At 47.2% G+C, this 14,123-nt stretch carries 11 protein-coding genes; 4 read left to right on the top strand and 7 right to left on the bottom strand.

Going from position 1 to position 14,123, the window contains the following annotated elements:
- Positions 1 to 14 precede the first annotated feature (14 nt).
- Positions 15 to 755 (bottom strand): amino acid ABC transporter permease, encoded by a 741-nt coding sequence (locus ATB76_RS23130; protein ID WP_061036164.1) that lies wholly within the window; start codon positions 753 to 755, stop codon positions 15 to 17.
- Positions 756 to 877: 122 nt separating this feature from the next.
- On the opposite strand from ATB76_RS23130, the gene ATB76_RS23125 reads away from it, so the two are divergent.
- Positions 878 to 1,654, top strand: coding sequence for a transporter substrate-binding domain-containing protein (locus ATB76_RS23125; RefSeq protein ID WP_038870184.1), 777 nt, complete (start codon positions 878 to 880; stop codon positions 1,652 to 1,654).
- An 87-nt stretch (positions 1,655 to 1,741) separates the two neighbouring features.
- Here ATB76_RS23125 and punC read toward each other — a convergent pair whose 3' ends face one another.
- Positions 1,742 to 2,947 (bottom strand): purine nucleoside transporter PunC, encoded by a 1,206-nt coding sequence (punC, locus tag ATB76_RS23120; protein WP_038870183.1) that lies wholly within the window; start codon positions 2,945 to 2,947, stop codon positions 1,742 to 1,744.
- Between the two features lie 154 nt (positions 2,948 to 3,101).
- Between punC and punR the strand changes: the two genes are divergently transcribed.
- Positions 3,102 to 4,007, top strand: a complete 906-nt coding sequence (punR, locus tag ATB76_RS23115) for a DNA-binding transcriptional activator PunR (RefSeq protein WP_038875201.1) — start codon at positions 3,102 to 3,104, stop codon at positions 4,005 to 4,007.
- An 88-nt stretch (positions 4,008 to 4,095) separates the two neighbouring features.
- A complete protein-coding gene (locus ATB76_RS23110) occupies positions 4,096 to 5,775 on the top strand; it encodes a sensor domain-containing diguanylate cyclase (protein WP_061036163.1) in 1,680 nt (559 codons plus the stop codon).
- Between the two features lie 49 nt (positions 5,776 to 5,824).
- Here ATB76_RS23110 and ilvA read toward each other — a convergent pair whose 3' ends face one another.
- From ilvA to ilvG, 5 genes are read right to left on the bottom strand one after another with little or no spacing between them, the layout of a single operon-like run.
- Positions 5,825 to 7,372 carry a threonine ammonia-lyase, biosynthetic gene (gene ilvA, locus ATB76_RS23105; protein WP_061036162.1) on the bottom strand — a complete coding sequence of 516 codons (1,548 nt, stop codon included), beginning with the start codon at positions 7,370 to 7,372 and terminating at the stop codon, positions 5,825 to 5,827.
- 4 nt (positions 7,373 to 7,376) lie between these two features.
- Positions 7,377 to 9,218 (bottom strand): dihydroxy-acid dehydratase, encoded by a 1,842-nt coding sequence (ilvD, locus tag ATB76_RS23100; RefSeq protein WP_038870179.1) that lies wholly within the window; start codon positions 9,216 to 9,218, stop codon positions 7,377 to 7,379.
- A 13-nt stretch (positions 9,219 to 9,231) separates the two neighbouring features.
- Positions 9,232 to 10,170, bottom strand: a complete 939-nt coding sequence (gene ilvE, locus ATB76_RS23095; protein ID WP_039975997.1) for a branched-chain-amino-acid transaminase — start codon at positions 10,168 to 10,170, stop codon at positions 9,232 to 9,234.
- 12 nt (positions 10,171 to 10,182) lie between these two features.
- On the bottom strand, positions 10,183 to 10,467 hold the full coding sequence (ilvM, locus tag ATB76_RS23090; protein ID WP_005440786.1) for an acetolactate synthase 2 small subunit: 285 nt from the start codon (positions 10,465 to 10,467) through the stop codon (positions 10,183 to 10,185).
- Between the two features lie 11 nt (positions 10,468 to 10,478).
- Positions 10,479 to 12,125: an acetolactate synthase 2 catalytic subunit gene (ilvG, locus tag ATB76_RS23085; RefSeq protein WP_038870177.1), complete on the bottom strand. Its 1,647-nt coding sequence runs from the start codon at positions 12,123 to 12,125 to the stop codon at positions 10,479 to 10,481.
- Between the two features lie 462 nt (positions 12,126 to 12,587).
- Here ilvG and ATB76_RS23080 point away from each other — a divergent pair, with 462 nt between their 5' ends.
- Positions 12,588 to 14,111: a YifB family Mg chelatase-like AAA ATPase gene (locus ATB76_RS23080; RefSeq protein WP_039975999.1), complete on the top strand. Its 1,524-nt coding sequence runs from the start codon at positions 12,588 to 12,590 to the stop codon at positions 14,109 to 14,111.
- The last annotated feature ends 12 nt before the right edge of the window (positions 14,112 to 14,123 follow it).

The raw sequence follows: 14,123 nt of genomic DNA, 5'->3' as shown, positions 1-14,123 counted from the left end.
GTGAAAGATAGAGTTTAGTGACTTGGGATCGCTATGCGCTTCTCTAACCAGCGCACCGCTTGAGAGACCAAAAGAATCAGTACCAAATACTCTAAGACGAGAAACGTATAGATCTCTAATGGCAAGTACTCATTCACGACCAATTCATTAGCCCGTCTCGTTAAGTCACTTAAACCTATTACGCTGACCAACGAACTCATTTTAAGGATATAAACGAATTGATTCCCCAGTGGAGGGAGAATTTGTCGGAAAGCTTGGGGAAGAATCACCAAACGCATTTTTTGCCAATAGTTTAATCCAAGTGACTCTGCTGCTTCATGTTGGCCACGACTGATAGCTTGGATCCCGCCTCTAAATACTTCTGCCATGAAGGCACTTTCTGCAATGGTTAACGCAATCACACCTGCCCAAAAATGATTCAGTGATACGTCTAGCAGCGTCGGCATGCCGTAATACACCCAAAGCAGCAGTACCAGAACAGGAATAGAGCGGATCACCTCCACATAAACACGGTTTATCCACTTGAGTATTGGAGAGTCAGAGAGCGCGGGTAGGGCGATGAGCAATCCAATCGTCATCGCAAACAACATACTGAGCAATGACACTTGGACCGTGTCATTAAAGCCTGCGACCAGAAATCTGATGTTTGTCAGCCCTTGTTCGGTCGATGGATCAAGAACATACCAGCCCCATTGGTAGTCAGAGCAACCGGTGAGAAAAAGCAATGAAACGAGGCACAGATGTCTATAGTTCACAATTACTCCCTGAACTGACTAAAAAACTTCCTTTGTTGCTGCTATGTTATCAATGAAGCCGTACTAATGGTTAATAATTAAAGGGAATATCTCCCACTCTCATTCTTTTAAGGGAATAGAAAATGAAAAAAACGTTGCTTGCGCTAGGAATGTGCCTGCTTGCGATAACTCAAGTCGCTCATGCAGAAAGTCGTCTACAAGAGATATTGGACAAAGGTGTGTTACGTGTCGGGACGACAGGGGATTGGAACCCGATGACGATGAAAGATCCTGCGACCAATGGTTATCGTGGTTTTGATATCGATGTCACCGCTGAGCTTGCTAAAGATCTGGGCGTTAAGGTGGAATACGTTGCGACCGATTGGAAAACACTGGTTAACGGTATCACGGCCAACAAATACGATATTACAGGTAGCGCATCATTGAATATGTCACGGGCAAAAGTAGCAGGTTATAGCCAACCGTATTTTTATCTTGCGTTTGTACCTGTGGTGCAAAAGAAAGATCTAGCAAAATTCTCTGATTGGGCAGACTTCGATAAGCCTGATGTGAAAGTAGCAGCGACGCTAGGAACGGTTCAAGAGAAGTTGGTCAAAGACTTCTTTCCATCTGCGCAGCATATTGTGATTGAAGCGCCAGCACGTGACTTCCAAGAATTGCTAGCTCGCCGTGCCGACGTATCGGTAACATCAAACGTAGAAGCGGCCACGCTGGTGGAGAAGTTTAAACAGTTGGCGATTGTTCCAGTCAAAGAGCCGCGCAAGCCAACCCCAATTGCGATGCTCTTGCCTCAAGATGACCAAGTATGGATAAATTACATCAACCACTGGGTTGAGCTTAAGAAGACTCAAGGCTTCTTTAAGCAAACTGCTGAAAAATGGGGCTTGAAGAGTATGTAAGCTCTTACTCTTAGCTATCCTAGAAAAACAAAGAGCCGCATAGTGCGGCTCTTGTTTATTGCTTTATAGACTGAGTTTGAAGGTGTTTTAAAGCTCGTCTTCACTCACCACACGAGCATTGTCAGGTGTCGTGAAGTGCTGAGACAATTCACGGTTAGATAGAATGTAACCCATCCACAGACCACCCATACAAATCACAATCGCAACACCGGTCACCATTTGAGCTTGGCTCGCCATTGCTGCAACAAGTGCGCTTGATAGGCTGCTCACGGTAATTTGCAGGCTGTTTTGTAGGCCAGCAGCCGTAGCAGGACTTTGCTGAGCACTTGCTAATGCGCGGTTTACTACGATTGGATAAAGTGCACCGTTAGCTACCGCAATCAAACAGAATGGCGCTAGGATTGGCCAGATAGAGGTCAGTTGCCATTGTGACGCAGCGAAGATAAGCAGTGCAGCAACACTAAACAGGCCAATCAACTGACGCAGAATCTTCTCGTCACCGTATTTGCGAACGCCAACCTTACCTAAGTAACCACCCACCATGAAGGCGATAGTTTGTGGAATAAAGCTTAAACCAATGTCCTTCGCTTCATAGCCAAGTTGAGACATGATCTCAGGCATACCGGTTAAGTAAGCAAAGAAAGCCGCAGACGCAGTAGCAAACATAAACACGTTACCTAGGTAAGCTTTAGAACCTAGTAGTGATTTGATGTCTGAAGACATACTGGTTTGTTTTGCCTCTACTTTTTCATCTTTCTGAGCCATAGTTGCTACAACGAGTAGTACACCCATTAGCGTCAATGCAACAAAAATACTGTGCCAGCCAAAGCTGTCTGCCAATAACACACCTAATTGAGGTGCGAGTGCTGGTGATAGCGCAACCAAAGGCATAATGGTGGCAAAAATTTGCTGGCTTTGGCTAGAGTGACGTTTAATCACCATCGCTTGCCAGATCACCGCAGGAGCACAAACACCAATCGCTTGAACGAAGCGCAGTGCGAGTAGTTGCCATACTTGCTCACTGAACGCGAGACCAAATGAGGCTATGGTAAACAGAACCAAACCTGCGGCCAACGTATTACGATGTCCAAATTTGTCTGAAGCCAAGCCCCACATCAACTGACCAAAAGCCATACCAACAAGAAATACGGTCAGAGAAAGTGCGATTTGTTCAGGGCCTGTAGCAAAATCGATTTCCATTGCTTTGAATGCCGGTAAGTACATATCGGTAGCAATAAAGCCGAGCATTGATAAGGCTGCGAGATAAACAAGCTGTAGTTTTGAGATTTTCATGATTCAACCAATCAAATTATTTAATCATTTATTGTTCAGTATCAGTTAGCGCTAACCCTGATTTATTTACCTCGCCATTCTATTTTTCGATTTTAAGAAAATAAAACGCTAAAATTATTAGTTATCAATCAAATTTTTTGAAGGGTCGATATTCATGTTCTCAAAATCTTCGTTGGAGATGCTCGATACGGTTGCTCGCTTGGGCAGTTTTACTGCGGCTGCCGAAGTGTTGCATAAGGTGCCGTCGGCGATCAGTTATGGCGTACGTCAAGTGGAACAAGAACTGGATGTGGTGCTGTTTCGCCGCTTGCCGAGAAAGGTAGAACTCACGCCAGCGGGAGAACTTTTTATTGCTGAAGCGCGTTTATTATTGAGACAGATGGCAGAAGTGAAAGCGCAAACTCGACGTGCAGCTCATGGCTGGCAATCAACGTTGAAGCTCACGTTGGATAACGTGGTCAAGCTCGACAAGCTCAAACCTTTGGTTGAAGACTTTTATCGAGAGTTTGAATTTGCAGAGCTGCAAATCAACATGGAAGTATTTAATGGTTCTTGGGAGGCTATCGCTCAGGAACGAGCTGATATCGTGGTTGGTGCTACTTCTGCAATTCCTGTTGGTGGCGATTTTGAAGTCAAAGATATGGGCGTACTCGATTGGGCATTCGTAATGTCTCCGGCTCATCCTTGCGTTCGTCAGCAGATACTTACCGAAGAATTTGTCAGTAAATTTCCGGCTATTTGCTTAGATGATACGTCAAACGTCTTGCCAAAACGTCACACTGGGCATTATCCGAAACAACGACGTTTGCTTTTACCTAATTGGTACAGTGCGATTGAGTGTCTAAAAAATGGGGTCGGCGTAGGATACATGCCACGACATATCGCTATGCCACTTATTAATGATGGTGTACTGGTAGAAAAAGTGCTGCCGGATGATAAGCCGCTGAGCCAGTGTTGTTTGGTGTGGCGTAAGGACGATAACCATAAGTTGATTCAATGGATGGTGGATTATCTTGGCTCGTCAAGTCAACTTCATCGAGATTGGCTACAACATTCATAAAATTGAAAATTGACCGAAACACGTGTTGACAATGTGGTCAATTCATTAAAAACCGAAACAAAGTTCGGTAAATTTAGGATGAACGATTATGTCAAAATTAGTGGATAGAAAATGGCAAATCTTACCGATCATCACATTGTCTGTGTTTATGTTGGTGGGGTTATACGGGTTTTATATAACGCTTGAGCGTTCAGTGCATGATTCTGTGCAGCGAACAACGGAATCTCTGCTTACCGATGTTATCTATGAAATTAAGGAAGATGCTCCGAGCTTCGCTCACGATTCTGATATCGATGATTATATCGGTGACTTAACGCAAGCTGATGCAGATGCTCGTATTCAAGTACTTGATGAGCAGGGCACCGTTGTCGGAGATACTGCGCTGTCAGACCGCGCTTTAATTGGACTGGAAAGTCACAGCGACCGACCTGAATTTGTCCAAGCTTGGGAGAATGGGTCTGGCTACGACGTACGCTTTAGTGAAGTGTTGTCTGTTGATCTGTTTTACGTCTCACGCAAGGTTGTTATCGATTCTCAAGAGTTCGTCGTGGTACTCGCCGTACCGATGCATCATTTGAAAACCATGACATCACAATTGATGGCGATCTTAGGTGTAATGGTGGTACTGAGTATTGGCTTTCTTATCGCAACCTCGATTTTCAGCCATCGTCAAATCATCCATAAAGTATCCGAAGAGCAGAAAAAACAAGATGAGCGCATTCGTCAGCGTACATTGGAAATTGAGTTAATGCATCGTTTGGCCAATATGCTGGCAGCATGTAACAATTTGATTGAAGCTCAGATGGTTGTAGAGGATATCGTCCCTCGTATTTTGGGTAAGGTGAATGGCAGTATTTCTCTGATGCGCTCTTCAAGAAACCAGTTAGTCACGCAACTAGATTGGGGGGATAGCTGGCCAGGAAGTCGCTCATTTGCTCCTGATGAATGCTGGTCACTGCGTAAAGGTCGCAGTCACTTATCGATTGAGTCATTCCATAACTTAACTTGTGAACATATGGCATCGATCGAAAATAACCAGACGCTGTGTATTCCTCTAACTGCACACGGCAATACCATCGGTATCATGCATTTGTATTTTGGCCAAGGTGAGATTGAAGTTGATGAGATGACCATGCAGTTGTCGTACAGCGTGGCGGAACATTTAGGCTTAGCATTAGCGAACTTGAGTCTCCAAGAGAAGTTACGTTCTCAGGCGTTGAGTGATCCGTTAACGGGGTTGTACAACCGCCGTTTCTTCGAGCAAAAGCTCACAGAGCACGTAAACAACTCAGCGACCAGCACAGAAGCCATGTCGCTATTGATGCTTGATCTCGACCATTTCAAGCGCTTTAACGACAACTTTGGTCATGATGCCGGTGATTACGTATTGAAAGAGATCAGCGCGCTATTAAAACGCACCGTCTCTGAAGATGAAACAGCCTGTCGTTTGGGCGGGGAAGAGTTAGCCGTGATTCTGCCGCATTGCGATATGGCTTCCGCGACCGACTATGCACAAAATATAGTTGATCAGATCCGAGCGCTGCATCTTGAGCACAAAGGCTTGTCGTTAGGGCAGTTAAGTGTGTCGATTGGTGTTGCAACGTATCCAGAACCGGCTTCGGATATTGAGGGGCTGGTGAAGATGGCGGATAAGGCGCTGTACCTTGCGAAAGACCAAGGCCGAGACCGTGTCGTTAATTATCAACAATACAGCGAGTTTAAGACGCCAGAGCCAGATGCGGCGGAAATCACATTGGTTCAACGTTAATAAAAAATCCCTCGCCATGGCGAGGGATTTTTGTATAGCTTGATGTCGGCTACGACAAGAAAAACTTATAAGACGGGTTGTCCGTTTCGTCTTTACATTGATAGCCAAGTTCGCGTAAATGCGCGGAAAACTGAGCTAAGTCGCTTTCATCTAACTCGAAACCACATAAAACGCGTCCGTAGTCAGCGCCGTGGTTACGGTAGTTGAATAAGCTGATATTCCAATGAGTACCGAGTGTGCTTAAGAACTTAAGTAGCGCTCCCGGATACTCTGGGAATTCAAAACTGTAGAGGCGCTCTTTAAGCGGCTTAGACGGCTTACCACCAATCATGTAGCGAACGTGCAGTTTCGCCATTTCGTCATCTGACAGGTCAACCACAGGGTAGCCACCATCACGTAAATCATGAATGATGTTTTCTAGCTCTTCCTGACCGCCTTGCAAACGCACACCGACGAAGATATTTGCCAGTGCGTCATCGTTGTAGCGGTAGTTGAACTCCGTCACGGCACGGCCGCCAATCAAGTTACAAAACTCAAAGAACGCACCTTGACGCTCAGGAATGGTGACGGCAAGCAAACCTTCACGTTTCTCACCAAGCTCGCAACGCTCAGAAACATAACGTAAACCATGGAAGTTGGTGTTTGCACCAGACAGCACAGTACCTAAATTCTTACCTTGCAGTTTGTTTTGCTCAGCAAACTTCTTCAAACCCGCTAGAGCAAGTGCGCCCGAAGGTTCAGCAATGGCGCGAGTGTCTTCAAAGATGTCTTTTACTGCTGCGCAGATTTCGTCGCTAGAGACTGCAATATGGCCATCAATGTACTTTTGGCATAGACGGAAAGTCTCTTCGCCAATGCGTTTTACAGCGACGCCATCGGCAAACATGCTGACTTGGTCTAGTACCACTGGCTCACCAGCATCCAAAGCGGCTTTGAGGCATGACGAATCTTCAGGTTCAACTGCAATCACTTTGATTTCTGGCATGAGTTGCTTCACAAGTACCGCAACACCCGCAGCCAAACCGCCACCACCAACAGGGACGAAGATGTAATCAAGGTGACCATTTTGCTGCAGCATTTCCATACCGATGGTGCCTTGACCTGCAATCACCAATGGATGATCGAAGGGAGGGACAAAGGTGTACCCGTTTAATTCGGATAGGCGCTCAGCTTCCGCTTTTGCCTCATCAAAGTTATTGCCGTGCAGCACCACGTTGCCACCGAAACCACGTACCGCATCGACTTTGATGTCTGGTGTGGTTTTTGGCATCACGATAGTGGTCTTGATGCCAAGCTTAGTACCAGAAAGCGCCATGCCTTGAGCGTGGTTACCTGCAGATGCTGCAATCACGCCCGCGTTTTTTTGCGCTTCGGATAAGCTTGCTACCATATTGTAGGCGCCACGTAGCTTGAACGAGTGCACTGGTTGACGGTCTTCACGTTTGATCTGCACATTGTTACCAATGCGTGCAGCAAGGCGCGGCATCTCTTGTAAAGGGGTGACGGTTGCCACTTCGTACACAGGAGCGCGCAAGATCTGGCGCAGATAATCTGCACCAGACTGGTTTTCCTGTTTTAAGGGAAAGGGTTGACTCATAAAGCTAGCCCTCGAGCTTAGATTTATCTCGCACTGCACCTTTGTCAGCACTGGTTGCCATGCTTGCGTACGCCTTCAAAGCAAAAGAGACCTCACGCTGACGGTTCGCTGGCTTCCAGCCTAGTTCGTCTTGTTTTGCTCGACGTGCAGTAAGCTCTTCCTCTGAAACATCCAGTGAGATAGAGCGGCTAGGAATATCAATGGTGATGATGTCGCCATTTTGAACCAAGCCGATAGTACCGCCACTGGCTGCTTCTGGAGAGGCGTGACCAATTGAGAGGCCTGATGTACCACCAGAGAAGCGACCATCTGTCAGTAGCGCACAAGACTTACCAAGGCCCATCGATTTTAGGTACGTGGTTGGGTAAAGCATTTCTTGCATGCCCGGACCACCTTTCGGACCTTCGTAGCGAATAACAACGACTTCACCCGCTTTTACCTTGCCACCTAAAATGCCATCAACAGCAGAGTCTTGGCTTTCAAAGACGATTGCAGGACCTTGGAACTTAAGGTTTTCTTCATCTACGCCAGCGGTTTTCACAATACAGCCATCCACTGCGATGTTGCCAGACAGAACGGCTAGGCCGCCTTCTTGGCTAAAGGCGTTTTCTTTTGAACGGATACAACCGTCTACGCGATCGTCATCAAGGCGATCCCAGCGGCAATCTTGAGAGAAGGCTTGAGTTGTTCGGATACCCGCAGGACCAGCACGGAAGAACTTAAGGACTTCTTCGTTTTCCGTTTGCATGATGTCGTATTCAGCAAGTTGTTGCTGCATCGTCATGCCAAGCACTGTGTGTGTATTGCCGTTTAGCAAGTTTGCACGATCAAGTTCACCCAAGATCGCCATGACACCACCAGCACGGTGCACGTCTTCCATATGGTATTTCTGCGTTGACGGTGCCACCTTACAGAGGTGTGGAACGCGACGAGACATTTCATCAATGTCGTTCATGTCGAAGTCAATTTCACCTTCCTGTGCGGCTGCTAACAGGTGCAGAACCGTATTGCTAGAGCCGCCCATTGCGATGTCCAGTGCCATTGCATTTTCGAAGGCTGCGCGGTTAGCGATATTACGTGGTAGGGCTGACTCATCATCTTGTTCGTAGTAACGGCGAGTTAGTTCAACCACGCGTTTACCTGCGTTAATGAATAATTGCTCGCGGTCAGCGTGAGTCGCCAACATTGAGCCATTACCTGGCTGAGACAGACCCAATGCCTCTGTTAGACAGTTCATCGAGTTTGCGGTAAACATGCCTGAGCATGATCCACATGTTGGACATGCGCTGCGTTCGATCTGTTCGCTTTGTTGATCAGAAACGGTTGGATCGGCACCTTGGATCATTGCATCAACAAGATCTAGTTTGATGATCTGATCTGAAAGCTTGGTTTTGCCTGCTTCCATAGGACCGCCTGAAACAAAAATAACCGGAATGTTTAGGCGCATTGCAGCCATCATCATTCCCGGAGTGATTTTGTCACAGTTAGAGATACACACCATTGCATCGGCACAGTGCGCATTCACCATGTACTCAACTGAGTCGGCAATCAGTTCACGTGAAGGCAGTGAGTAAAGCATGCCACCGTGGCCCATTGCGATGCCGTCATCGACTGCGATAGTGTTAAATTCTTTTGCGATGCCGCCGGCTTTTTCTATTTCACCGGCAACCAATTGACCCATGTCTTTTAGGTGTACGTGACCCGGAACAAATTGAGTAAATGAGTTCACAACGGCGATGATTGGTTTACCGAAGTCTTCATCTTTTACGCCAGTAGCACGCCAAAGAGCACGTGCACCCGCCATGTTACGACCATGTGTGGTGGTAGCTGATCTATATTTTGGCATTTCTTAATCCTTCTTACTTCTGTTCTGGGTACACATAGTCTAACCAGCCCCACTTGTCTTCCGTGGTGCCGTTAAATAGGCCAAAGTAGGCCGCTTGCAGTTCTTTAGTGATTGGGCCGCGTTTACCGGTGCCCACTTCAATTTTGTCGATGGTTGCCACTGGTACAACTTCAGCTGCGGTACCAGTCATGAAAACTTCATCGGCAAGGTAAAGTGCTTCACGAGCAATGTTTGCTTCACGTACTTCATAGCCTTTGTCGCGTGCAATCGTCATGATCGAATCACGAGTAATACCTGGTAGAATCGCACTGGTTGCTGGTGGCGTGATGATGACACCATCTTTGATAACAAAGATATTCTCCCCCGCCCCTTCAGATAGATAACCATCGACACTTAGTGCGATGCCCTCGTCATAACCGTGACGGCGAGCTTCTCCACCCACCAATAGTGAAGATAGGTAGTTACCGCCTGCCTTAGCCGCAGTTGGGATGGTGTTTGGTGCTGCACGATTCCAACTAGAGATCATGGCATCAACACCAGCTTCTAGCGCTTCTTCACCTAGGTAAGAACCCCAAGGGAAAGCAGCAATGATGAGTTCCATTTCAGTGCCTACTGGCGGGCATACGCCCAAGCCAACATTACCCACAAAACCTAGTGGACGGATATAAGCGCTATCGAGTTTGTTTTGGCGAAGTGTTTCTCGTGTTGCTTCCATGATTTCCTCTACAGAGAAAGGGATAGGGAAGCGGTAAATTTTTGCGGAGTCTTTTAAACGCTGTGCATGCTCACGATGGCGGAAGACAATTGGTCCTTTTGGTGTGTTGTAGCAGCGTACGCCTTCAAAAACAGAGGTGCCGTAGTGCATCGCATGAGTCAAAACGTGTACGTTTGCCTCTGCCCATGGAACCATCTCACCATTAAACCAAATGAAATCTGCGGTTTTCGTTGCCATTTATTGCCTTCCTTATGCGCTCACGTGTTGTTGTAGGTTGTGATTTGGGAGTTCGTCATTGCGAATTTTCAGTACCTCGACGGTACGGATATCCCACAACTTTTCAATTTGATTAACCAAGAACGAGATTGGTCGGTCACTGTCGACGATGATCTCTACGCTGGCGACTTTGCTTTCGTGGTTTTGCGTCGCCGCAACTTGTTTGATCACAAAGCCTCGATGACGAATCACACGAAGAACGCGCTCTAACAGTACCGGTTTGTCATCGGCTTTGATGTCGAGTAAATATCTGTCCATGTGATTGTCTCCTAAGTATTTTCCAACATGTCACTGTTGGATGCGCCTGGTGGCACCAATGGCCACACGTTCTCTTCTTCATCGATTAAAACGTGAAGCATGTAAGAAGTCTTACTTTCTAGCATCTCTTTGAGAGCCGGTTCGACTTCTTCTTTCTTGGTGATGGTTTTACCCGGGATATCGAACGCTTTTGCCAGCATCACGAAGTCTGGATTGTCATCAAGAATGGTTTCACTATGGCGGCCGTCAAAAAACAGCGACTGCCATTGGCGAACCATGCCAAGACGTTGGTTATTAAGGAGGACAATCTTTACTGGAATCTGACGACGCTTCAGCGTGCCCAACTCCTGCACGTTCATCATAAATGAACCGTCACCTGTAATAAGGATAGACTGATCATCAGGACGTGCGACAGCAGCGCCCATTGCAGCAGGTAAGCCAAAGCCCATCGTACCTAGACCAGCAGAAGTGATGAAGTTTTGTGGGTTACGCGGTTGGATATGTTGCGCTGCCCACATCTGATGCTGACCTACGTCAGTCGACACGATCGAGCTGTCCGGCATCATGTCAGACAGCTGTTTAAGTAACAGAGGAGCGTAAATTAACTCGCCTGGGTGGTCGTAACGCCATTTAAAACCGCTACGTAGACTTTCACTGTGGTGAACCCATGGTGAGATATCTTGTGTTAACTCTAACTGAGGAAGAATGGTATTGATGTCACCACGCAATGGCGCATTTGCATGACGCAGTTTGTGTATCTCTGCCGCATCGATGTCGATATGAATGACCTTGGCATGGGGTGCGAATGTATCAAGCTTACCCGTTACTCGGTCATCGAAACGTGCTCCTACCACAATCAAAAGGTCACTCTCTTGTACAACAAGATTGGCTGCTTTAGTGCCGTGCATACCCAACATACCAAGGTAGTGTGGGTCATGGCGTTCAATGGTACCCAGCCCTTTCAGAGTGCTTACTGCTGGCATAGGGTTTAGGCGTAGAAACTCACGAACGGCATCTGTTGCTTTAGCAAGTTGAACACCGCCGCCTACGTACAAAACTGGGCGAGTTGAAGCGGCGAGAACTTCTTGTGCGCGTTGGATGTCTTCATCGCGGACTTGTGGGATGGCTGGTGGAACACAGGGAGGCAGAAGTTCAGTTGGTGCTTGAGCAAGTTGAACATCTTTAGCGATATCGACAATAACTGGACCTGGGCGGCCTGTTTTCGCTACTTCGAACGCTTCGGCAAGCGTTGGAGCAAGGTCTTCGATGTCAGTCACTAGGTAACTGTGTTTGGTACAAGAGAGGGACATTCCGATCACATCCATTTCTTGGAAAGCATCGGTACCGATATGAGAACTGGCAACCTGACCGGTAATGGCGACAAGTGGCACGGAATCTAGGAAGGCGTCGGCAAGGCCAGTAACAAGATTGGTGGCACCAGGTCCAGAAGTAGCCATACAAACTGCTACGTCTTGTGTCGCGCGGGCCATTCCTATAGCGGCCATGGCGGCCCCTTGCTCATGACGGCATAAGATATGTTCTACACCACCATCATATAGCGCATCGTAGATTGGCATGATGGCTCCACCAGGATACCCAAACACCGTCTCGATGCCTTGCTGTCTTAAAGCGGCTACGACAAGTTGTGCACCGGTCATCGTAAACCTCCTTTGCTACGTTGTGGCTCGTAGCTATCGCCATGTGTTTCGCACTTCATGTGCACTCCCATTCTTCCCGTTAAGCTGTCTAAGAGTTAGACAGATGACAACATGTAGTTGTAAAAAAACCCCCGGACTTTTCAGTGCGGGGGTTTTTTGTAATTTGTGGTTATTTTTCGCCCACATTCCCCCGCGCGGTGTCAATAATGACCACGATAATCAGGGCTAGCAGTGAGTTGATGTGAGCGAATATGTTCATCTGTCTGTCGTTCTTTTTTCGTTAAAAAGTATTGTGTAATGTTCTACGAAAATGTTTGCGTCACTAGTGGTAACACACAAATCTGCTGCATGACAAGCAAAAAGTCATTCTTTTTTCACATTAAGTACCCATCTGGACAGGCTATATAACATATCCATATAGAAAACATCTGCTTATATAGCGTACAAAAATTTGAGGAAATTATGGGGCTGGCAATCATTCATAGTCGAGCAAGTGTGGGTGTGCAAGCGCCATCGGTAAGCGTGGAAGTCCACATCAGCAATGGGATGCCGGGCTTTACACTCGTCGGTCTACCTGAAACAACAGTAAAAGAATCTAAAGATCGTGTCCGCAGTGCGATCATTAATTCCAATTTCCAATTTCCTGCCAAGCGAATCACGGTAAATTTAGCCCCAGCAGATTTACCCAAGGAAGGTGGGCGCTTCGATCTACCGATTGCGTTGGGAATTTTAGCCGCTTCAGAGCAAATCGCGACAGATAAGCTTAAAAACTACGAATTTGTTGGCGAATTGGCACTTTCTGGCGGATTAAGGCCCGTAAAAGGCGTCTTACCCGCCGCGCTGGCCGCAAATAAAAGTCAGCGTCATTTAGTTGTGCCCCATGCCAACGGTGATCAAGCCGCTTTGGTGGGGAAAGAACAACATAAATCCGCGCAGTCTTTACTGGAAGTGTGCGCTGAGCTTTGTGGTCAGCATAAGTTGGAATTACACCAAGCACCAAAGCGTAATGTCGTCGAAAAGCATGGTCGAGATCTGCAAGACATCATTGGGCAGCAACAAGGTAAACGTGCCTTAGAGATAGCGGCGGCAGGTAATCACAACTTACTTTTTCTTGGCCCTCCCGGAACGGGTAAAACCATGTTGGCTTCACGACTGTGTGATTTATTGCCTGAGATGACCGATGAAGAAGCGATGGAAACGGCATCAGTAGCGTCGCTAACTCAAAGTGAAATCAATGAACATAATTGGAAAACACGCCCGCTGCGCAGCCCGCATCATTCTAGTTCAATGGCGGCATTGGTCGGGGGAGGCTCAGTGCCTAGACCCGGTGAAATTTCATTGGCGCATAATGGACTGTTGTTTTTGGATGAGATGCCAGAGTTTGATCGCAAAGTACTCGACTCTTTAAGAGAGCCATTAGAGTCGGGGGAGATCATTATTTCACGTGCGCAGGGTAAAACCCGTTTTCCGGCTCGATTTCAGTTGGTCGGAGCGCTCAACCCGAGCCCTACGGGTTATTACGAAGGTAACCAATCTCGCACAAATCCACAGGCGATTTTGCGTTATCTTGGTCGATTGTCAGGGCCGTTGCTTGACCGATTTGATATGTCGTTAGAGATTCCTGCATTGCCGAAAGGTACGTTAGCTGAAGGAGGTGATAGAGGTGAGCCAACCTCCGTAGTAAAACAAAGGGTCAACTTAGCCAGAGAGAGTATGTTGCAACGCAGTGGTAAGGTAAATGCCCTGTTGGGGAGTCGAGAAATTGAAGCTTTCTGCCCATTACAAAAATCCGATGCGGAATTTTTAGAGAATGCGCTGCATCGTCTTGGGTTATCGATTCGTGCCTATCACCGGATTATCAAAGTTGCGCGGACGATTGCTGATCTGGAGGGCTCAGCAGCGATTGAACGAACGCATCTTGCAGAAGCGTTAGGGTACAGAGCGATGGATAGATTGCTCAAGCAGTTAACCGCACAGGCGGTATAGAAGCTATTTCGC

Source organism: Vibrio sp. MOR3 (assembly GCF_001557775.1).
GTDB lineage: Bacteria > Pseudomonadota > Gammaproteobacteria > Enterobacterales > Vibrionaceae > Vibrio > Vibrio jasicida.
The sequence above is the reverse complement of the archived record's forward strand: the minus strand, read 5'-3'. Positions and strand labels throughout refer to the sequence as shown.

Excerpts from the sequence above, each read along its gene's own strand:
- ATB76_RS23080 (WP_039975999.1), top strand. The coding sequence starts at position 12,588 with ATGGGGCTGGCAATCATTCATAGTCGAGCAAGTGTGGGTGTGCAAGCG.
- ilvM (WP_005440786.1), bottom strand. The coding sequence starts at position 10,467 with ATGGACAGATATTTACTCGACATCAAAGCCGATGACAAACCGGTACTG.
- ATB76_RS23110 (WP_061036163.1), top strand. The coding sequence starts at position 4,096 with ATGTCAAAATTAGTGGATAGAAAATGGCAAATCTTACCGATCATCACA.
- ATB76_RS23125 (WP_038870184.1), top strand. The coding sequence starts at position 878 with ATGAAAAAAACGTTGCTTGCGCTAGGAATGTGCCTGCTTGCGATAACT.
- ilvG (WP_038870177.1), bottom strand. The coding sequence starts at position 12,125 with ATGACCGGTGCACAACTTGTCGTAGCCGCTTTAAGACAGCAAGGCATC.
- ilvD (WP_038870179.1), bottom strand. The coding sequence starts at position 9,218 with ATGCCAAAATATAGATCAGCTACCACCACACATGGTCGTAACATGGCG.
- punC (WP_038870183.1), bottom strand. The coding sequence starts at position 2,947 with ATGAAAATCTCAAAACTACAGCTTGTTTATCTCGCAGCCTTATCAATG.
- punR (WP_038875201.1), top strand. The coding sequence starts at position 3,102 with ATGTTCTCAAAATCTTCGTTGGAGATGCTCGATACGGTTGCTCGCTTG.
- ilvE (WP_039975997.1), bottom strand. The coding sequence starts at position 10,170 with ATGGCAACGAAAACCGCAGATTTCATTTGGTTTAATGGTGAGATGGTT.
- ilvA (WP_061036162.1), bottom strand. The coding sequence starts at position 7,372 with ATGAGTCAACCCTTTCCCTTAAAACAGGAAAACCAGTCTGGTGCAGAT.